Source organism: Phenylobacterium haematophilum, from assembly GCF_014196295.1.
Classification (GTDB): Bacteria; Pseudomonadota; Alphaproteobacteria; order Caulobacterales; family Caulobacteraceae; genus Phenylobacterium; species Phenylobacterium haematophilum.
In genome coordinates this window covers 13612-31720 of the sequence record NZ_JACIDK010000004.1, presented here as the reverse complement: position 1 = coordinate 31720, position 18109 = coordinate 13612, and the positions used below count along the sequence as shown (strand labels likewise).

The following is an 18109-nucleotide window of genomic DNA, read 5'->3' as shown; positions in this document are numbered from 1 at the left end:
CGGGCGCGTCAGGGCAGGGTCTTGACCATGTCGGCGAAGATGGCGTTCACGCCAGCTTGGTCGGCGTCGCTCTGGTCGAGCCGCTTCTGGGACGTGGCGCGCCAGGCGAGCTGGCCGCTGGCCCGATCGATGAGATCGAGCATCACGGTGCCCTCGACGTAGTTGATGTTGCGGACGTCGACGTCCATCGGCGGGCCGTACATGCCCCAGCCGAAGCCGCCGATGCAGCCGCGGATGCCGCAGGCGGCGGGGCCCATCGGACCGCCGAAGGTGTCGACCCGGGTCTCGGTCCGGTTCTGCAGGCCGATATGGTACTGCACCAGCAGGTTGGCCGCCGACGGGTCGAAAACCTGGCGATAGCCGCGGCCGGCCAGGGCGCCTTCGACCGCGGCCTTGATGCGGCCCTGGATGATGTCGTTGTCGATGCGCTTGTCGCCCGAACCCGGTTGCGCACCGGGCGCCCAGGCCCAGGTCGAGCCGGGCGCGACCGCGACGGTGCTGCTCTTCAGCACCGAGACGTTGCCGCCGGAGGTTCCGCAGGCGGTCACGCCGAGGGAAGCGGCCGCGAGGGCCGAGGTGAAGACCAGGGACTTCAGGACGCGGCTGCGCATGGTGACGTTCCAATCTTGGTTGCAGGCCGCTCGCCGCGGCTGTGCTGCGAAATGTCCGGCGGCGTATGGAGACCAGCAATCGGGTCAAACCCTCGACCCGGGCTGAGGTGCGGCTGACGCCGGGCGCCGGAAGAGCGCGACTACTTCTCGGCCTCAGGGGCGCCCAGCGGGCGACTGAAGGCCTCGAGGTCACGTTCGAGGAAGTAGTTGAGCGCGGTGCGGATGACCGCGATGGCGGCGAGCTGGCCGATGTCGTCCCAGGTGGGAGCGATGGCGGTGCGGGCGATGTCGGCGGCGAGGGCGAACTCCAGCGCCAGGATGATCCAGCGCGCGAAGCGGGTCCAAACCTGCCGGCGGGTGAGCGCCGGATGTCCCGAGGGCATCACCATGTAGCGCCCGGCCAGATAGACGCCCTCGATGACCCCGATGGCGATGCAAAGCACGCAGACCAACTCGGCGATCAGCGCGACGTAGGTCGCCAGTTCTTGGAGAACGGATTCCATCGGGGTTACGGCGAGGGGTCTAGTTGATCTTCTTGGCTGCGGTCTTTTCGAGCTGGGCCGCCTCGCCGCGGGTGATCACGCCGTCGCCGTTGGGATCCTTGGCCTTGAAGCGCGCGGCCGTGTAGGCGTCGATCTCGGCCGGGGTGACGGCGTTGTCCTTGTTGGCGTCCATGGCCTGGAACCAGCCGCCCTTGCCGACCAGGCCGGCGCGGTCGACGCCGCGTTCCTCAAGCTCCATGCGGGTGCTGGCTGCGGCGCGGTCCCATTCCTTGGGCGTGATCTGGCCGTTCTTGTCGGTGTCGGCGCGCATCAGGAAGGTGCGGCGGGAGTCCTGGTACTCCTTGGGGGTGATCTTGCCGTCCCTGTTGGCGTCGGCGAGCATTGTCTGGGCTGCGGCGCTGGTGGCGATCAGCGAGAGGGCTGCGGCGGCGAGGACGAGACGGTTCATGACGGCGGCCTTTCGTCGGGACGGGTGTCGGCAGGATGCTCCCGCTTCCCGCTGGCCCGAACCATTGGGCGTCCACCTGAGGTGCGATGGGCGATGGGCCTGATGCGCCATTCCCGCAACCGCCGTCAGGGTTGCACCCGATAGGCGCGAGAGGGCGCGGATGGAACCGTCCGTCTGGAGCACGGGCGCGGCGGCGCGGGCCAGGTCCGCGCTGCAGCCCATTCTCGGGCGGCGCATCAGTGGAAGGCGCTAAGGCATGAGATTGGTTTCAGTTTTTGGCGCAGCGGCGATGGCGGCTGCTCCGGCCTTGGCGAGCGCTCAGGAGTCCGATCTCGAACTGGCCAAGAAGCTCGCCAACCCGGTCTCGGACCTGGTGAGCCTGCCGTTCCAGTTCAACTACGACTGCTGCTACGGCCCCTCGGACGGGGAGCGGGTGACGCTCAATGTCCAGCCGGTGGTGCCGCTGCACCTGAACGAGGACTGGAACCTGATCATCCGCACCATCGTGCCGGTGATCTCCCAGACCGAGTCCGCGCCAGGCGTCGGAGAACAGATGGGGTTCGGCGACACGCTGCAGACCTTCTTCTTCTCGCCGAAAATCGAAGGGATCGTCCTGGGCGTCGGGCCGGCCATTTCTTACCCGACCGGCACGGACGGCTTCAGCGCCCATCAGTGGGCGGCAGGGCCGGCCGGGCTGGTGCTGAAGCAGGACGGGCACATGACCTACGGCCTGCTGGCGACGCAGCTGTGGGCGGTGGACACCAGCCATCCGCAGGAGGTCAACACCACGCTGCTGCAGCCGTTCTTCAACTACACCTTCCCGAACACGACGGGGGTCGTGGTCAATTTCGAGAGCACCTACGATTGGACCCGCGAGCAGTGGACGGTGCCGATGAACGTCGGCGTCACCCACATGTACAAGGTGGCGGGAAACCAGAAGGTGCAGGCCGGGATCTTCGGCCGCTACTACTTCGACAGCCCGAGCGGCGGGCCCGACTGGGGCCTGCGCTTCGTGCTGACGTTCCTGATCCCGTCCTAGGGGCGCACGATCACGCGGAAGCCGACGTGGCTGGTCGAGGTGTCGACCGGCTGGGCGTGGCGCGCAGCCGGCCGGTAGCGGCGGCAGTAGGATGGCGCGCATAGGTGCGAGCCGCCCTTCAGGACCTTGCGCGGGATGCGGATCTCCGGCTGGTTGGGATCGTAGCTGGCTTCCATCGCCGCTTGGGAGCGGCTGGTCGCGCAGCAGCCCTTGAACGGTTCGGCCGAGGCGGTCGACCACCAGTCGGCGGTCCATTCCCAGGTGTTGCCGATCATGTCGAACAGGCCGTAGCCGTTCGGCGGATACGAGCCGATCGGCGAGGTGCGCGGCCAGCCGGTCTTGTCGAGGTTCTCGAACGGGAAGCGGCCATGCCAGGTCTTGGCCATCGGCTTGCCGCCGGGTTCGAAGGCGTCGCCCCAGGCGTAGATCTTGCCGTCCAGCCCGCCGCGCGCGGCGTACTCCCACTCGGCCTCGGTCGGCAGCTCGGCCCCGGCCCAGGCGGCGTAAGCCTCGACGTCGGCCCAGGAGACGTGGACCACCGGATGATCCTCGAGCCCATCGAGCGAGCTGTCGGGGCCATAGGGATGGCGCCAGTCGGCGCCGGCCACGTAATGCCACCAGGCGCGAATGTCGTTCAGCGGCACGGGGCCGGCGGTGGGGATGAAGACCAGCGAGGAGGGGACAAGCATGGCCGGATCGGCGCCCGGATAGTCGGCCGGATCCGCCGGCTTCTCGGCGTTGGTGACCCAGCCGGTGGCCTCGACGAAGGCGGCGAAGTCGCGGTTGCTGACCGGGCGGGCGTCGATCCAGAAGCCTTCGACTTCGACCTGCCGGATGGGCGCCTCCTCCGGATAGTGGATGTCCGAGCCCATGCGGAAGCCGCCGCCTGGAATCCACACCATGCCCGGGCGCTGGTCGGGTGCGCGAAGCTGATGCTGCATTTGGGGCATCCGATGAGTCCTCGATCAGCGTTGGTTGTAGGCGATCTGACCACCGGCGGGAACGCTTGGCGATCCGGCGAAATCCGGAGCGGAAGCCGCCCAGGGTTAGACCCCGCGCCCTCGAGAGCGGCGCGGGGCCTGTCCAGGAGGTCGGGTCCGATGCCCGACTGACGGAGCGGTCCCCGGGGGGAGGGGAAGGAGCGTTCCGACGCCGCCATCACAGCACCCGCGGTTAGGCACGGTGATCAGGTCGGCGCCTCAGGCGGGGCGTGGAATACCCCGAGGCCGGAAGGTCTAGGCGCCGGTCCTAGCCCGGGCGATCGACGACCACATAGACGACCGTGTCGCCTTCGTACTGGGGCGCGTAGTAGACGCCGCCGCAGGAGTAGTAGGTGTAGCCGGAATAAGGGTAGGGCGCGCAGGCTGGCGGCAGCGAGTAGTAGCGCGAGCCAAGGGCGGCGGAGGTCACCGCGGCCGCTGTCCCAACCGCCACGCCGGCGGCGACCGGATGATAGTCGCGGTCGCCCCAGCCCCAGCCGTTGTCGTGATCGACGTCGATGTTGACGTTGTTGCCGACGTTGACGTTGCCGGTGTTGACGCGATTGCCGCTGCGATTGACGTTCGCGCCGCGATTGACGTTGGCCTGGCGGTTGGAGACGGCGGCGTTGCGTGCGCCGGCGTTGGCGCTGACGTTCTGGCGCGGCGGAGGCGTCGCGCGCGAGGCGGCCGGCCGGGCGCCCTGGACGCTGGAGCGCGCGCCGCCGCGGACCTGGTGCCCGCCGCCCCCGCCGGCGGGGCGGGCCTCGGCGAGGACGGGGAACAGCGCCGCCGCAAGCGCCGCCGCGGTCAGGGACAGGCTATGGAACTTCCACATGCGGTGACTCCTACTGGGTGAGGGCGGTCAGGCGGATCGGCAGGGCTCCCGCCGGGGCCTTGAAGGCGAAGGTCTGGGCGTCGAAGACCGGTCGGAAGTTCCAGGACAGGGTGGCCGTGTACTGCGGGGAACTGGGATCGGTGCGGTCGGTGATGACGATCTTGCGCGGGACCGGGGCGTCGCCTTGGGCGATCCAGATCTGCCAGTCGACCTCGTCCTCGCGGAAGGCGAAGTGGTCGGTGGGGGTCCCGTCGATGACGGCGGGGCCGACATAGAGCGCCTCCTTGACCTCGTCGGCGCGGCCGCCTCCGGGTTCGCTCCAGCGGAAGAGATCGGTCAGCGGCAACTCGATGCCGTAGCGCTGGCTGGCGAGGGTCAGCGTCTCGCGAATGGTCGGCGGAGCGTCGACCTGGGCGTAGTAGGACGTGCGCGGCGAAGACACCGTCAGTTGCTTGCCGTCATAGGTGAAACGGCGGTCCTTGTAGTCGCCCACCCGCTCGATGACGAACCGGTCGGGACGACGCACCTTGAAGGTGGCGTTGTCGCCGAACTGGAGGCGTTGGCCGTCGTCCAGCACGAGGTCGAAGGCCCCCGTGGTCTTGAGTTCGAAGCTGGTGTGGGCGGCGAGGTAAGCGCTCATCCGCTTCATCGCCTCCATCGCCTCGGGGTCGATGTCGCTGTCGGCGGCGGCCGAGGCCGCTGGGGACGGGGCTGGCTGGGCGAGCGCGGCTGAGGCGAGCCCTGCGGCGAGCGCTGCGGCCGAGAGCCAGGGCGCTGATCTGATCATGGGGACTCCCGGTGTTCAGGCTGGGGGGTGGACGATCGATGCGAACCACCGATCCGTTCGGGAGGCGGCGGGCGCCAGCCGCCGCCAAGCGCGGCGGCCTTGGGCCAGTAGAGCTTCAGGCGTAGGCGCAGCCGTCCGGCCGGCGCGGGAAGCCAGTTGGGGGCGCCGGCCGGCTGGTGGTCGATGCGCACGGTCAGCGCTCCGTCCGGATCAAGGGCGAGGGCGTCGCGGCTGTCGAGAAGCCGGGCGCCCGCGCGCAGAGCGCCGCTGGGCGCACGGGCGGCCAATCCCAGCGTCCAGAATCCGTCGACGGGGGGCGCTGCGCCCGGCGCGAACCGGACGATGTAGGGCTCTGAGCCGATCAACGGGCGTCCGTCGGCGTCGCTGTCGCAGAGCCACTGCTGCATGTCCTCGGGCGCGGCCGAGCCGAGACTGGCCAATAACGCCGAGGCGGAGCCGTCCGATCCGGCGGGGACTGTGCGCCAGGTCGCGCCCTCGGCCGGATCCTGGTCGTGGATCACCCGGGCGAAACCATCGGAAGTTCCTAGAGCCAGGGCGTCGCGCAGGGCGGTCTCGTCGGGCAGGTGGAAGGCCTTGCCGGGGGCCAGGCCGATGCCTGCCAGGGCAGATAGGTCGAGCTCGTCGACCGGGTAGCGGGCCAACAGACGGGCGAGGTGGTGGAACAGGCGATGGGGCGAGAGCGTGGTGAGGGCGTCGAGGGCCGGCTGTAGCGGCGCGTCGACTTGGCCGGCGAGCGGGCGCAGGCGCGCTTGGGCGGGCCCGGCTGGTCCAAGCGCGAGTTTTCCAGCCAGGGCGCGGGTGGCGTCCATGTCCTCCGGCGAGCGGGCGGCGATCCGTACGACCGCCCAAACCAGGTCCGTGGGCGCGCGCCGGGCGACGGCGTCCTTAGGCGCCTCGCCGCGCCAGCCGGGACCGGCCAGAAGGAGATGCAGCCCGTGTCGATGGGTGCGCGGATCAACGCGGCCGATGCGGCGGCCCCAGGCGTCGAACAGGGAAATGGCCCAGTAGCGGCCGCCCAGATCGGGCAGGGCCAGCACCATCGGCCCGTCGCTGAGATCGATCCAGGCGCTGGCGCGCACGATCAGGTCGTCGTCGTCACTCAGGCCGGGGGCGATGACGCTGCAGTCGCTTGGCAGCGCGAGAACCTGGTTCATGCCGACCGGATGGGTCCGACGTACGGCGTCGACCAGCAGCAAGGGGAACCCGAGAACGACCCCGTCAGCGGCGGCGCGCCGGAGCTCAAACGGATTCGTCTGTAGTTGCGACGCCATGGGCGTGGACGCCTCCTTTTTAAGGAGAAGCGTCCCAGCGCGCGCCTAGCGCCGCCATCGGGTCAAACCCGATATCGGGGGCATTCGGTAAGGGACTTAGGGCTGGATAAGATTGTGTTTTATGCCGAAACGGACGAACTCGGCGGCAGTTCGCACCCCTGCCTTGCGCATCGCCGCGGCCCGGTGGCTTTCGACGGTCTTGACGCTGATCTGCAGTTGGCGGGCGATCTGCTTGTTGGAATTGCCCTCGGCGATGAGTTGAGCGACCTCTAGCTCGCGCATGGTGAAGCTTTCGAGCCGCGAACGTTTGCGTTCGCTGACCGCCGCCTCCAGCAGGAGTTCAGACACCGAGGAGGAGAAGTAGGGCCGGTTGGCCCCCAGCGCCGAGATGGCCGCCTCCAGGTGCTGTTCGCTCTCGCTCTTGAGCAGGTAGCCGCGGGCCCCCGCCGCCAGGCCGCCGCTGACCGTCTCGTCGTCGTCGTGCATGGTGAACAGGAGGACGTTGGTCTGAGGGGAGTCCTGGCGCAACCGCCGGGTGACGGCCAGGCCGTTCATCAGCGGCAGCGAGACGTCGATCACCGCGACATCGGGCTGCTGGACGGTGGCGAGCTCGACCGCCGCCTGGCCGTCGGAAGCTTCGCCGCACACCTCCCAACCTGGGTGGCTTTCAACGATATCCCTTATCCCCCGCCTGACGATCTCATGGTCGTCGGCGATCAGAATTCTCAGCATTCAACACCCCAGGTATGAATGCCTAGGTAATACACCCATCGGATTAGTTCGTGCATTAGTAAGATCACCCATATACGTTTGGTCTCGGGCATGTATTCTGGAAGGGTGTTCCTTCCGTCGGGGGAACGGGCGCCGCTGTTTGGGACTTCCTGAGGTCGTTCGACCTGGGAAGCGGGAGACGGACGATGGCGTTAGCCCACACCGACGCAAGCGCGGCGGACGCGCGATGCCTGTCGGGAAGCGACCTAGAGCGTGACCATTCTGGCGTGGCGACGGCCCTGGCCGAACTCCGCGCTGGGCGCATCAAGTTCATATCGGCGAGCCCCACCTTCGCAGCCCGGCTCGGGTTGTCCGAAGACCTGGCCGGCCGTGGCCTGGACGAGGTCTGCAGTCCCTCCGACGCCCGGCGGCTAAGCGCGCTCGTCGAACAATGCGCGCAGGATCGGCGACCCGGACGCATCGACCGGGCGCTGCGCTCGGATACGTATCCGACGGGCAGCCGGGTCTCGGCGTTTCCGGTCGACTGGGGCGGGTCCGAGGCCGAGCAGGTGATCCTGGCCATGCCGCCCGCCGCGCGCACCCATCATCTGACCGCTCGCAACGAGACTCTGTTCGATCACCTGGGGCCGATCAGCTCGGGGATGCTCTACGTCTACGACGTGATCCAGCGTCGGACGCGGTACATCCACCCCGAGCTCGCCGAGAGCCTGGGGCTGTCGCCGACGGGCGCGGGTCTGTCCGAGGTGCAGGATCGCCTTCACCCCGGCGACCGCACGGCTCTGCAGCGTCACCTGGAGACGATGGCGGCGCTGAAGGACCAGGAGGTTTGCGAGACGCAGCTACGGCTGCGCGGCGCCGAGGGCGACTGGCGGATCGTTCAGTCGCGCGCCCGGGTGTTCTCGCGCACGCCCGAGGGCGCGGTGCGCCGTGTGATCGGTGTGGCGTCCGACGTCACCGCCGCCGTGGCCCAGGCCAAGGCGCTGGCGCGGGCGCAAGAGGACGTCGCGCGGGCCGAACTGGACGAGCGCCGGCGGATCGGGCGCGAATTGCACGACTCCACGGCCCAGCACCTGGTGGCCATCGGGCTGTCCCTGGCCGCGCTTGAACGGCGTGCGGCGTTCGACGACAGCCACCAGGCGATCCTGCGCGACATCCGCAACGCGATCTCAGCGGCGCATCGGGAGATCCGCACCTTCTCGTTCATGCTGCATCCGCCGCAGGCGCGCGGGCGCGAGCTCGTCGAGCGCCTCCGCGCCTTTGCTGACGGCTTCGGTCGGCGCGCCTCGCTGCGGATTTCGGTCGAAGTCGCCGGCCGCCCTCGCGCCACGTCCAGCGCTCAGGACGGGACGCTGTTCCGGATATTTCAGGAAGCCCTCATGAACGTGCACAGGCATACGGCCGCGCGCTCGGTCCGGGCGGTGCTGAACTATGTCGGCGCGGAGGTCTCGCTTCTGATCGAGGACGACGGCGGCCGGCCGCCCAACGGGCATGTGCCGACGGTCGACGACGAGACCGGAGTCGGCATCAGCAGCATGCGCGGGCGGCTGATCGAACTGGGCGGACGCCTGGAGCTGGAGCCGGGCGCCGGCGGCATGCGGCTCAAAGCGCAGCTGCCGTTGCTGGCGCGGCAGAACGAGATCAGGGTCCTGCGTCGTGAACCGGCCGGCAACGGCGAGGTGCGCTCGTTCGCGCCGCGCCGGCTGGGCCTGGACGCCGGACGCGCGCCCCCCGGACTGGCGTGACCTAACGGGCGGTCAGCACGACGCCGAGCAGGACGGCGGCCCAGTGGACCCCTGCGCCGGCCACGACGTGGCCGTGCCAGATCGCCCGCGCGAACCGCAGCTTCTTGTTCAGATAGAAGGCGACGCCGCTGGAATAGAGCAGGCCGCCGATGGCCAGCAGCAGCATCGTCAGGCTGGTGGCGTTGGCGAGCAGGGGCTTGAGCGCCACCAGAACGATCCAGCCGAGCAGCAGATAGGCCGCGACCCATACACGGCGGCCGACGCCTGGCAGCAGCACCTTACCCAACGCGCCGAAGGCCGCCACCGACCACACCGCCGCGGTCATGCCCCAGGCCCAGGCGCCGGTCAGGGTCTGGGTCGTGAACGGGGTGTAGGAACCGGCGATCATCAGGAAGATCCCGGCGTGATCGAGCCGCCGCAGGGCCGGCCGGAACCGCGGTTTGGCGAAGTTGTAGGCGGTCGAGAAGCCGAGCATGGCGAGCAGACCCAGCGCATAGATGCCCACGGCGAAGGCCATGCTGAGCGACTGCGCGCGCACCGCCAGGGTGAGGAGCACGATCCCGCCGACCAGGGCCAGGGTCAGGCCGACAACGTGCACGACGAGATCGGCGCACTTGGCGCTGGGGGTCGGATAGTGGCGGGGCGGAACCGCAGGCGGGCTCATAGGGCGTCTCCAGATCCAGGCGTCGGCGGACGATAGCAGTTTCGCGGCGTGGCGCGAGCGGCGGAGCGCCTCGGTCAAACACGAGGCTCCGACGTGATCTCGCGTCAAGGGAGAGCGCCCCGAGACGGGCGCGAAATACTGGCCGTCGAAGAGGGCCGCGCGTTGATGGCGGGGCCGACTGGCTGGAAGGAGACCGGCAAACGGCTGGACAGTCCTGGCGCGAGGCGGCCCCGGTGCTCTGGGCGCCGGCGCCGCTCCGCCGCTATGATCAGTCGCGCAGGCTGGCCGGCACCACGCCGCCGTTCTTGGCCAGGGCGTCCCAGACCGCCTTTTGCAAGGCGATGTTCTGTTCGGCGCTGCCGTGCGGGCCGGCGTTCACGCCCAGTTCGCCCGCCAGTTCCTTGCGGGCGTCGAGGCTGGAGTCGAGGTCGAGCAGCTTCAACAGGTCGACGATCGAGGTGCGCCAGTTGCCGCCGCCGCCCTTGAGCTCGGCGATCTGAACGAGCACCGCCTCGACATTGACCGGTTCAGGCGGAGGAGGCGGGGCCGCAGCGGCGGGCGCTGCGGCCGGAGCCGGGGCAGGGGCAGCCGGAGCGGCCTCGGGTTTCTTGCGGTGAAAAACCTTGTCCATGATCGAGCTGAAGATGCCCATGCGCCGTCTCCCTGTTGGATCGCCTCCTATTAAAGCTCGGCCATGACAGGAGTTCCCGTCAGAACCCCTTGGTGATCGAGATGCCGTAGAGCCGCGGATCGAGCAGGAACACGCTGCGCGTGGCGCCCAGGTTCTCGTCGGCGATGTCGAAGCCGACGATAGTGTCGTCGTCGAGCAGGTTCTTCACGAAGAGCTGGACGCTCAGGTCGATGTCGGGATTGGCGACGATCAAGCTGGCGTTGACGTTCTCCCACGCCTCGATGTTGTCGAAGAAGGCGTTGTTGTAGCGCATGTAGCTCTCGGACTGGCGGTAGTAGTCGCCGCGCAGGGTGGCGTTCCAGCCGTTGGGCAGCTCCCAGCGGTACTGGGCGCCGAGCGAGACGGTCCATTCCGGGGCGTTGGGCAGGTCGTTGCCCGAGAGATCCTGGATCACCCCTTCGCCGGCCCCGTTGGCGAAGCGCGAGACGCCCGGGCCGTAGTTGTAGACGCCGTTGGTCAGGGCGTCGGCGGTGGCGGCCGGGACGCCGGCGGCGAGCAGCCGTCCGCGGATCGTCGAGGTTCCCGAACCGGTGCCGCCGCAGGCGAAGTTGGCCAGCAGGGTCGAGCCGCCCGGGACCTGCAGCAGGTTGGCCACACCCTGAGCGTTGAGAATGCAGCCGCCGTTGGTGGAGTTGGCATAGATGTAGGCCGAGTCGCCCTGGGTGCGGTTGAAGGTGTCGACGACCTGGCCTTGTTCGATCTCGGTGTTCAGATAGCCGATGTTGGCGTTGAGCCGCAGGTTGTCGATCGGCTCCCAGATCGACTCCATCTCCACGCCCCAGATCTTGGCGTCGATGTTCTCGTTGTAGACCGAGCGGTTCACGCTGCGGCCGATCTGGTAGCCCTGGTAGTCGTAGTAGAAGGCGGTCAGGTTCAGCAGGAGCCGGCCGTCGGCCAGGGTGTTCTTGGCCCCGACCTCGAAGGCGTTGACGAATTCAGGCTCGTAGCTGGGGTTCAGGCCCAGCGCCACGACGCCCGGCGGGTTGAAGCCGCCGCCTTTGTAGCCCTTCGAGTACGACGCGTAGAGCAAGGTGTCGTCGGTGAACGACAGGTCCGGCGACCAGTCGACGTTCAGGCGGCCGGTGGTCTCCTTGAACTGGACGCTCTGGTCGGCGGTGAAGCTGGGGCCGCGCCCAGGCGTGAACAGGGTCGAGCCGCTTCCGCGCGTCCACTTCTTGTCGTCGGTGTAGCGCAGGCCAAGCGTGACCTTGAAGTCGTCGGTCGCCTGCCAGTAGAGCTCGCCGAACGCGGCCTTCGACTTCAGCTCATATTCGCTGAGGCTGATGTAGTAGTTGTGGCCGGTGAAGTCGGGATCGCGCAACGGGTCGACATAGGCCAGCGGCTGGACCACGCGCACGGCGGCGGTGGCCGCGTTGGTGGCGACGTAGGTGATGCTGGTCGCCTTGTAGTCGAGGTAGATGCCGCCGACGTTGAAGTTCAGCGGGCCGTCGAAGTTCGACTGCAGCCGCAGTTCCTGGGTCCATTGCTCGTTGTGGCTGGTCCCGCCGGACTCGCTCATCAGGCGGTCGGTGACGCCGAATTGAGGGTCGTTGAGCACACCAGTCGGAGTGAAGGCCGTGATCCCGAACGGGACAGAGGAGTAACCGCCCGTGGAGTCGCCGCGGGTGTAGTTCTCGTTCTCGTTATAGCTGGTCAGCGAGGTGGCGGTGAGCTGCGGGGTGACGTCCCATTCCAGGTTCAGCTCATAGAGGTCGGTGCGCGGCCGGTAGGTCGGGCGCCCATAGACCTCGATCTCGCGCAGGTCGCGCGAGATGGTCTTGCCGGCGAAGGCGTCGGTGGTCTGCAGGCCGATCTGCCGGGCGATGATGCCGGTGAAGGTCGAGAGCTGGTTGGTCGTACCGTAGACGTTGTCGCCGTAGACCGAGGCCGGCAAGCAGCCCTGGGTGAAGGCGGCCTGCGCCGCGCCGGTCGGCACGCCGAGCACGTTGGTGAGGCCGAGGTCCTTCTGGCAGAGCTGCTTGCGCGCGCCGCGGGTGTCGTCCTCCGAGAAATTGTCCCAGAGGATGTAGCCGCGGAAGTTGTCGGTCGGCGTGAAGCCGAGAGTGACGCGGGCGGCCCAGATCTCGCGGTCGTCGATGTCCTGACCGTTCAGGGTGTTGTCGGTGTAGCCGTCGCGTTGCAGGGCGAAGCCGGCCGCGCGCAGCTGGAACATGTCGCCGAGCGGCACATTCACGAAGCCCTGCAGCTTGATGCTGTTGAAATTGCCAAACTCGGCGGTGACCGAGGCGTCGAAGACGTCGGTCGGCTTGTTGGTGATGACGTTGACCACGCCGCCGGTGGCGTTGCGGCCGAAAAGAGTGCCCTGCGGGCCGCGCAGCACCTCGACCCGCTCAACGTCGTAGAACTCGGCGTCCGCCAGGCGGTTGGAGGTCAAGGGCACGTTGTTGTGGTGGATGCCGACGCCGTCGTCGCCGCCGGTTGACACAAGCTGGGCGCCGACCCCGCGGATCTGGAAATTCGTGCGCAGGGCGCGGCGCGTGAAGGTGAGGTTCGGGACCGACTGGACCAGGTTGCCGGCGGTGTCGATGCCGCGGGACCTCAAGGCCTGTTCGCTGAAGGCCGAGACCGCGATCGGGACGTCCTGCACGGACTCTTCCCGTTTCTGGGCGGTGACGATCAGTTCTTCGATTACGGTTCCGCCGCCCGATGACTGGGCCCATACGGGCGTCGACCAGACAAGCGCGAGCGCAGACGCAGAAGCCAGCAAGGCTTTGCTCATTCTTCCCTCCCTAGCCCCCAGTTCATGACGGGGCTCTTATTATCGACGGCCATCGTCGAGCGTGGCCGTTCAGAACTGGGAGCTAAGGCTGTAAATTACGCAGCGTCAAACGACTTATGATTACAGTTCGCCCGGAGGGGTTGTGCTGCGAATGTTCAAGCTTCGCCGAATGGCTTCTCTAGGCTGGGTTGCGGCTCGGTGAACCAGGCCGCGCCATCGGCCGTGACGTGGAAGTGATCTTCCAACCGAACGCCGAACGAATCCGGGATCACGATCATCGGCTCGTTTGAGAAGCACATGCCGGGCGCAAGCGGGGTCTTGTCTCCGCGGACGAGGTAGGGCGCTTCGTGGATGGACAGGCCGATGCCGTGCCCGGTGCGGTGCGGCAGGCCGGGCAGGTCGTAGTCGGCGCTGAGGCCGGCGGCCGCCAGCACCCGGCGCGCGACGGCGTCGATCTCCTCGCAGAGGACGCCCGGCTTCACCGCGGCGAAGGCGGCGGCCTGAGCCTGTTTTTCCAGCTCCCAGATCTTGCGCTGTTCGGGCGAGGCCTCGCCGAACACATAGGTGCGGGTGATGTCGGAGTGGTAGCCCTGGACCTGGCAGCCGGTGTCGATCAGCACGATCTGGCCGTCCTCGAGCGCCTGCTCGCCGGGCAGGCCGTGCGGGTAGGCGCTGGCCAGGCCGAACTGGACGGCGCAGAAGTAGGAGCCGTTGTCTGCGCCGAGGGCGCGGTGGGCCTGATCGATGAAGCGGCGGACCTCGCCGGTGGTGATCCCCGGCGCCAGGATGCGCGCGGCGCGGCGCTGGACCTCGAGCGTCATGGCCTTGGCCTGGGACATCAGGGCCAGCTCGGCCGGCGACTTGATCATCCGGCAGCCGTCGACGACCGGGGCGCCGTCCAGCAGCTTCACCTGCGGCGCGGCCTTGGCGATACCGTTGAACACGAAGAAGGGCAGTGCGGGGTCGATGGCCAGCGAGGCGGCCCCGTTCAATGCGCGGGCGGTCAGCTCGTAGGGGCTCTCGTGTTCTTCCCAGAGCAGAAGCTCGGCGTCGACGCCGAGCGCCGCCTCCAGCGAGCCGAGTTCGAAGCGCGGGCAGATCATGCGCAGCTCGCCCTCGCGCGGCAGGACCATCGCGACCAGCCGCTCGGTGGCGCCCCAGGCGACGCCGGTGAAGTAGCGCAGGCTGGAGCCGGCGCCGATGATCAGCGCCTGGGCGCCGATCTCGTCCATCAGCTCGCGGGCGCGGGCGATGCGGGCCAGCCGCTCCTGGCGGGTGATGGCCGGCGCTGGGTTGGGCCAGGGCGCGAGGTCCGCAAGTTCGGCTTGCGCAGTCGAACCGCCGATGCCGTTGGTCATGTCACGCTCCGGTACTGGTGTGCGCCGCGCGCTGGCGGCGATGCAGGCGCGCCCGTATATACGCGGCCATGGCCGAAGCCTTCAACGAACTCACCCTGCCGGCCGAGAAGGCCGAACGCTACGCCGCCCTCGCCGAGGAGATCGCCGCGGTGCTCGACGGCGAGCCGAACCGCACCGCCCGCATGGCGACGGTCGCCTCGATGCTGGCGGCCACCTTCGAGACCTTCTTCTGGACCGGCTTCTACGTGGTCGACCCGGACAAGGCGCGCGAGCTGGTGGTCGGTCCCTACCAGGGCACGCTGGGTTGCCTGCGCATCGCCTTCGGGCGGGGCGTCTGCGGCGCGGCCGCGGCGAGCGGTGAGACCCAGCTTGTGCCGGACGTGCACGCCTTTCCGGGACACATCGCCTGCGACGGACGCTCGCAGAGCGAGGTCGTCGTCCCGGTGTTCGACGCCGCCGGCGCGCTGATCGCGGTGCTGGACGTCGACTCCGACCAACCCGCCGCCTTCGACGAGATCGACGCGCTCTGGCTGGAGAAGATCGTGCGCGACACTTTCGCGGCCTAAGGTCGGCCCGGGTCTTGCAGCCACGGATGCACCATTCCCTAACCGGGAGACGCTACCGTGTTCGAGATGCTGCGCCTGGAAGTTCTTCGCCCGTCTGAGCTGTCGGACGCCGACATCGGCGCCTGGCGCGCCCTGTGCGCGGCCCGCCCGCATTTCCGCAATCCCCTGCTGGGGCCCGACTTCGCGATCGCTGTCGGCGCGGTGCGCGACGACGCGCGGGTCGCCGTCTGGCGTGAGGGCGAGACGGCGATCGGCTTCTTGGCCTATCACCACCGGCCCGGCGGCATGGCCCGCCCCATCGGCGCGCCGCTTTCGGACTATCACGGGTTGGTCGCGGACCGGCCGCTGGACGTGCGCCAGGACCTGGCCGAGTTCGGCCTGTCGGCATTCAGGTTCACCGGGCTGGTCGACCCGGACGGCGACTTCGCCCCGGCGGTCGCCGGCACGAACGAGGCCTATGTGATCGAGCTGGACCGCTCGGCCGAGGCCTATCTGGAGACCCTGCGCGCGGCGAGCGCCAAGCGCTTCAAGAACTACCGCCGGCTGGACGGCAAGCTGGACCGCGAGGTCGGCGCCCTGACCCTGCGGGCGCCGGACCACGACCGCACCGCCTTCGACCAGCTGCTGGCCTGGAAGCGGGAGCAGCTGCTGCGCACCGGAGCGCACGACTTCCTGGCCCCCGACTGGACCCGCGACCTGCTAGCCTCGTTCCTCGACATGCGCGAGGGCCATTTCCAGGGGCTGATGATCAACCTTTACTGCGGCGACAAGCTGCTGGCCGGCCACATCGGCGTACGGGTGGGCGAGGTCTATCACCCGTGGATCGCCTCGACCGATCCGGAGATGGGCGCCTGGTCGCCGGGCCAGCTGTTCCTGCTGCGGGCGATCGCCGCCATGCCGGGGTTGGGGCTGAAGACCTACGACCTCGGCCCCGGCCACGACCACTACAAGCGGCCCTATGCGCTGAAGACCAAGCAGATCGGCGAAGGGCTGATGGCCGCCGCCGGGCCGCGCGGTCGGGCTGCCGACGCCTCGGAACGGGCCTGGACGCTTGCCGGGGCGCACCGCAACGGCCCGGTCGGGCGCCTGCGCCGGCGCCTCGACATGATCGCCACGACCGAACTGTCGTTCTCGGGCCGGGCCAAGGGTCTCGCCGGCGCCATCGCCGCCCGAGCCCTGCGTCCCGGCGCGTCCTCGGCGGAGGCGGCCTGAACCGATGGACGCGCCGCGCGTCAGCCTGGTGATCCCGACCCAACGTCGTCTCGACGGTCTGGGCGTCGCCGCGCGCTCGACGTTTCGCCAGCTAGGCGTCGATTTTGCAGGAATTGAATTGGTCGTCGTCGACAACGACCAGACACCCTCAGCCCAGCCGCTGACCACGGCCCTCGCCGCCGAGGCGCCGTTCCCGGTGATCTATGTCCACGAGCCGGAGCCGGGCGTAGCCAACGCCCGCAATGCGGCGCTGGAGCAGGCGAGCGGCGACTTCATCGCCTTTCTCGACGACGACGAGGAGGCGCCGGAGGGCTGGCTGGCGGCGCTGCTGGCCGCCCAGCAGCGGTTCGCCGCCGACGTGGTGTTCGGCCCCGTGCGCGGCCGCGCGCCGGACAGCGTGACACGCCACCGCAGCTATCTCGAGCGCTTCTTCTCCCGCGAGGGACCGGCGCAGGCCGGGTTGCTCGACCACTACTACGGCTGCGGCGACAGCCTGATCCGCCGCGCGGCGCTGCCGGACCCTAAGCGTCCGTTCTCGCCGATCCGCAACCACATCGGCGGCGAGGACGACCTGCTGTTCGGCCAGATGCAGACGGCGGGCGCCGTCTTCGCCTGGGAGCCGGCGGCCTGGGTCTGGGAAGATCCGGTCCCCTCGCGCCTGACGCTGCGCTACACGATCCCACGCGCCTTCGCCTACGGCCAGGGGCCGTCGGCCGCCTGCGCCGCCGCCAGCCCGCCGGACCGCGTGGGCCTGGCCAGATGGATGACGCAAGGCCTGGTGCAGGCCGGGGTGTTCGGGCTGCTGGCCGGCTGCAAGTGGCTGGTCCGGGCGCCGGACTTCGCATTCACCCTGGATCGGGCCGCGCGCGGCCTGGGCAAGACCCTCTGGTGGGGGCCGTTCAAGATCCAGTTCTACGGGTTGAGGGCAGGGGCATGAGCATTATTCGCGACTGGACGCCCGACAAGGCGCGCAGCTTCACCAAACAGAACCTGGTCTTCCAGCACGGCCTGCACGAGCGGCCGATGTTCGACGATGCCGGCCTGGAGGAACTGCTCGACCGCTATCCGCGCGAGAAGCTGGGCGTCTTCACCATGGGCGAGGACCCGGTGGCCTGGACCACCTGGCGCAAGGGCTCGGCCGGGGGCTTGAGCGGCTCGAAGCTGCTGGAGGCGGCGCAGGCCGGGCGCATCTGGCTGAACCTGCGGGCGACCAACGAGTACCTGCCGGAATACGCGGCGCTGGGCGAAGAGATCTTCGCCGAGAAGCAGACGCAAACCGGCGTACGGACCATGAAGCGCGACCTGGGGATGCTGATCTCCTCGGCCAATGCGCAGGTGTTCTACCATCTCGACGTGCCGCTGGTGTCGCTGTGGCAGCTGCGCGGGCGGAAGAAGGTCTGGGTCTATCCGGTCGCCGACCCTTATGTCGGCCAGGAGGTGCTGGAGCGCATCGTCCTGAAGGAAACCGCCGAGCAGTTTACCTTCGATCCCGCCTGGGACGCTGGCGCGCAGGCCTATGACCTGACCCCCGGGACCATGGTCACCTGGGCCCAGAACGCGCCGCACCGGATCGAGAACGGCCCGATGCTGAACGTCTCGCTGTCGATCGAGTTCATGACCCCGCAGGCGCTGATGCGCGCCAACGTGATCTACGCCAACGGCGTCATGCGCCGCCGGCTGGGCGCGCGGCCGCGGGTGCAGGACGGCTTCACGCCGGTCGGCCTGGGCAAGGTCGCCGTGGCGCGCGCCGCCAAGGCCCTGAAGCTGCAGACCCCGCACGAGCGGATGCTGCCGGTGACCTTCAAGCTGGACGCCGGCCAGCCGGGGACGCTGCTGCCGGCCTGATAGGTTGCATGTAATCTCGATAGTTACGATATAGGCTCCGCGGGTCTAACAACCCGAAGGAGCG

General features: G+C 68.8%; 18 protein-coding genes. 6 read left to right on the top strand and 12 right to left on the bottom strand.

Annotated features, from left to right (window positions below):
- Positions 1–8: 8 nt before the first annotated feature.
- From GGQ61_RS14260 to GGQ61_RS14250, 3 genes are all read right to left on the bottom strand, one after another.
- Positions 9–611 (bottom strand): DUF4136 domain-containing protein, encoded by a 603-nt coding sequence (locus GGQ61_RS14260; protein ID WP_183773922.1) that lies wholly within the window; start codon positions 609–611, stop codon positions 9–11.
- Positions 612–751: 140 nt separating this feature from the next.
- Positions 752–1114: a DUF1622 domain-containing protein gene (locus GGQ61_RS14255; RefSeq protein WP_183773919.1), complete on the bottom strand. Its 363-nt coding sequence runs from the start codon at positions 1112–1114 to the stop codon at positions 752–754.
- Between the two features lie 19 nt (positions 1115–1133).
- Complete coding sequence (locus GGQ61_RS14250) at positions 1134–1562, bottom strand: EF-hand domain-containing protein (protein WP_183773916.1); 429 nt, start codon at positions 1560–1562, stop codon at positions 1134–1136.
- A gap of 256 nt (positions 1563–1818) precedes the next feature.
- On the opposite strand from GGQ61_RS14250, the gene GGQ61_RS14245 reads away from it, so the two are divergent.
- Positions 1819–2601, top strand: a complete 783-nt coding sequence (locus GGQ61_RS14245) for a hypothetical protein (RefSeq protein ID WP_183773915.1) — start codon at positions 1819–1821, stop codon at positions 2599–2601.
- Here GGQ61_RS14245 and GGQ61_RS14240 read toward each other — a convergent pair.
- The 5 genes from GGQ61_RS14240 to GGQ61_RS14220 all read right to left on the bottom strand — a co-directional run bounded on the left by GGQ61_RS14240 (position 2598) and on the right by GGQ61_RS14220 (position 7227).
- The gene (locus GGQ61_RS14240; protein WP_221221049.1) at positions 2598–3542 is read right to left on the bottom strand and encodes a formylglycine-generating enzyme family protein; all 945 of its coding nucleotides are present in this window, start codon (positions 3540–3542) and stop codon (positions 2598–2600) included. The genes GGQ61_RS14245 and GGQ61_RS14240 overlap by 4 nt on opposite strands.
- Positions 3543–3849: 307 nt before the next feature.
- Positions 3850–4416, bottom strand: a complete 567-nt coding sequence (locus tag GGQ61_RS14235) for a hypothetical protein (RefSeq protein WP_183773914.1) — start codon at positions 4414–4416, stop codon at positions 3850–3852.
- A 10-nt stretch (positions 4417–4426) separates the two neighbouring features.
- The gene (locus GGQ61_RS14230; protein WP_183773913.1) at positions 4427–5203 is read right to left on the bottom strand and encodes a DUF2092 domain-containing protein; all 777 of its coding nucleotides are present in this window, start codon (positions 5201–5203) and stop codon (positions 4427–4429) included.
- The gene (locus GGQ61_RS14225; protein WP_183773912.1) at positions 5200–6495 is read right to left on the bottom strand and encodes a DUF1254 domain-containing protein; all 1296 of its coding nucleotides are present in this window, start codon (positions 6493–6495) and stop codon (positions 5200–5202) included. Before GGQ61_RS14225 ends, GGQ61_RS14230 begins: the two co-directional genes overlap by 4 nt.
- 96 nt (positions 6496–6591) lie before the next feature.
- Entirely contained in the window at positions 6592–7227 is a 636-nt protein-coding gene (locus GGQ61_RS14220) for a response regulator (RefSeq protein WP_183773911.1), read from the bottom strand.
- Positions 7228–7412: 185 nt separating this feature from the next.
- On the opposite strand from GGQ61_RS14220, the gene GGQ61_RS14215 reads away from it, so the two are divergent.
- Positions 7413–8969: a PAS domain-containing protein gene (locus GGQ61_RS14215; RefSeq protein WP_183773910.1), complete on the top strand. Its 1557-nt coding sequence runs from the start codon at positions 7413–7415 to the stop codon at positions 8967–8969.
- Position 8970: 1 nt separating this feature from the next.
- On the opposite strand, the gene trhA is transcribed toward GGQ61_RS14215, so the two are convergent.
- The 4 genes from trhA to GGQ61_RS14195 form a co-directional block, all read right to left on the bottom strand.
- Complete coding sequence (gene trhA, locus GGQ61_RS14210; protein ID WP_183773909.1) at positions 8971–9633, bottom strand: PAQR family membrane homeostasis protein TrhA; 663 nt, start codon at positions 9631–9633, stop codon at positions 8971–8973.
- A 268-nt stretch (positions 9634–9901) separates the two neighbouring features.
- Positions 9902–10285, bottom strand: a complete 384-nt coding sequence (locus tag GGQ61_RS14205; RefSeq protein ID WP_183773907.1) for a DUF3597 family protein — start codon at positions 10283–10285, stop codon at positions 9902–9904.
- Between the two features lie 58 nt (positions 10286–10343).
- Complete coding sequence (locus tag GGQ61_RS14200) at positions 10344–13064, bottom strand: TonB-dependent receptor (protein WP_183773906.1); 2721 nt, start codon at positions 13062–13064, stop codon at positions 10344–10346.
- 155 nt (positions 13065–13219) lie between these two features.
- The gene (locus GGQ61_RS14195; protein WP_183773905.1) at positions 13220–14422 is read right to left on the bottom strand and encodes a M24 family metallopeptidase; all 1203 of its coding nucleotides are present in this window, start codon (positions 14420–14422) and stop codon (positions 13220–13222) included.
- Positions 14423–14490: 68 nt separating this feature from the next.
- On the opposite strand from GGQ61_RS14195, the gene GGQ61_RS14190 reads away from it, so the two are divergent.
- The 4 genes from GGQ61_RS14190 to GGQ61_RS14175 all read left to right on the top strand — a co-directional run bounded on the left by GGQ61_RS14190 (position 14491) and on the right by GGQ61_RS14175 (position 18045).
- Complete coding sequence (locus GGQ61_RS14190) at positions 14491–14988, top strand: GAF domain-containing protein (RefSeq protein ID WP_183773904.1); 498 nt, start codon at positions 14491–14493, stop codon at positions 14986–14988.
- A 66-nt stretch (positions 14989–15054) separates the two neighbouring features.
- Entirely contained in the window at positions 15055–16200 is a 1146-nt protein-coding gene (locus tag GGQ61_RS14185; RefSeq protein WP_183774839.1) for a GNAT family N-acetyltransferase, read from the top strand.
- A gap of 4 nt (positions 16201–16204) precedes the next feature.
- On the top strand, positions 16205–17137 hold the full coding sequence (locus tag GGQ61_RS14180) for a glycosyltransferase family 2 protein (RefSeq protein ID WP_183773903.1): 933 nt from the start codon (positions 16205–16207) through the stop codon (positions 17135–17137).
- Positions 17134–18045: a hypothetical protein gene (locus GGQ61_RS14175; protein ID WP_183774923.1), complete on the top strand. Its 912-nt coding sequence runs from the start codon at positions 17134–17136 to the stop codon at positions 18043–18045. The genes GGQ61_RS14180 and GGQ61_RS14175 overlap by 4 nt, the downstream gene beginning before the upstream one ends.
- Positions 18046–18109 lie beyond the last annotated feature (64 nt).

Coding starts and splice junctions, on each gene's coding strand:
- GGQ61_RS14195 (WP_183773905.1), bottom strand. CDS start 14,422: ATGACCAACGGCATCGGCGGTTCGACTGCGCAAGCCGAACTTGCGGAC.
- GGQ61_RS14175 (WP_183774923.1), top strand. CDS start 17,134: ATGAGCATTATTCGCGACTGGACGCCCGACAAGGCGCGCAGCTTCACC.
- GGQ61_RS14225 (WP_183773912.1), bottom strand. CDS start 6,495: ATGGCGTCGCAACTACAGACGAATCCGTTTGAGCTCCGGCGCGCCGCC.
- GGQ61_RS14200 (WP_183773906.1), bottom strand. CDS start 13,064: ATGAGCAAAGCCTTGCTGGCTTCTGCGTCTGCGCTCGCGCTTGTCTGG.
- GGQ61_RS14240 (WP_221221049.1), bottom strand. CDS start 3,542: ATGCAGCATCAGCTTCGCGCACCCGACCAGCGCCCGGGCATGGTGTGG.
- GGQ61_RS14205 (WP_183773907.1), bottom strand. CDS start 10,285: ATGGGCATCTTCAGCTCGATCATGGACAAGGTTTTTCACCGCAAGAAA.
- GGQ61_RS14245 (WP_183773915.1), top strand. CDS start 1,819: ATGAGATTGGTTTCAGTTTTTGGCGCAGCGGCGATGGCGGCTGCTCCG.
- GGQ61_RS14190 (WP_183773904.1), top strand. CDS start 14,491: ATGGCCGAAGCCTTCAACGAACTCACCCTGCCGGCCGAGAAGGCCGAA.
- GGQ61_RS14235 (WP_183773914.1), bottom strand. CDS start 4,416: ATGTGGAAGTTCCATAGCCTGTCCCTGACCGCGGCGGCGCTTGCGGCG.
- GGQ61_RS14230 (WP_183773913.1), bottom strand. CDS start 5,203: ATGATCAGATCAGCGCCCTGGCTCTCGGCCGCAGCGCTCGCCGCAGGG.
- trhA (WP_183773909.1), bottom strand. CDS start 9,633: ATGAGCCCGCCTGCGGTTCCGCCCCGCCACTATCCGACCCCCAGCGCC.
- GGQ61_RS14260 (WP_183773922.1), bottom strand. CDS start 611: ATGCGCAGCCGCGTCCTGAAGTCCCTGGTCTTCACCTCGGCCCTCGCG.
- GGQ61_RS14215 (WP_183773910.1), top strand. CDS start 7,413: ATGGCGTTAGCCCACACCGACGCAAGCGCGGCGGACGCGCGATGCCTG.
- GGQ61_RS14250 (WP_183773916.1), bottom strand. CDS start 1,562: ATGAACCGTCTCGTCCTCGCCGCCGCAGCCCTCTCGCTGATCGCCACC.
- GGQ61_RS14180 (WP_183773903.1), top strand. CDS start 16,205: ATGGACGCGCCGCGCGTCAGCCTGGTGATCCCGACCCAACGTCGTCTC.
- GGQ61_RS14220 (WP_183773911.1), bottom strand. CDS start 7,227: ATGCTGAGAATTCTGATCGCCGACGACCATGAGATCGTCAGGCGGGGG.
- GGQ61_RS14255 (WP_183773919.1), bottom strand. CDS start 1,114: ATGGAATCCGTTCTCCAAGAACTGGCGACCTACGTCGCGCTGATCGCC.
- GGQ61_RS14185 (WP_183774839.1), top strand. CDS start 15,055: ATGCTGCGCCTGGAAGTTCTTCGCCCGTCTGAGCTGTCGGACGCCGAC.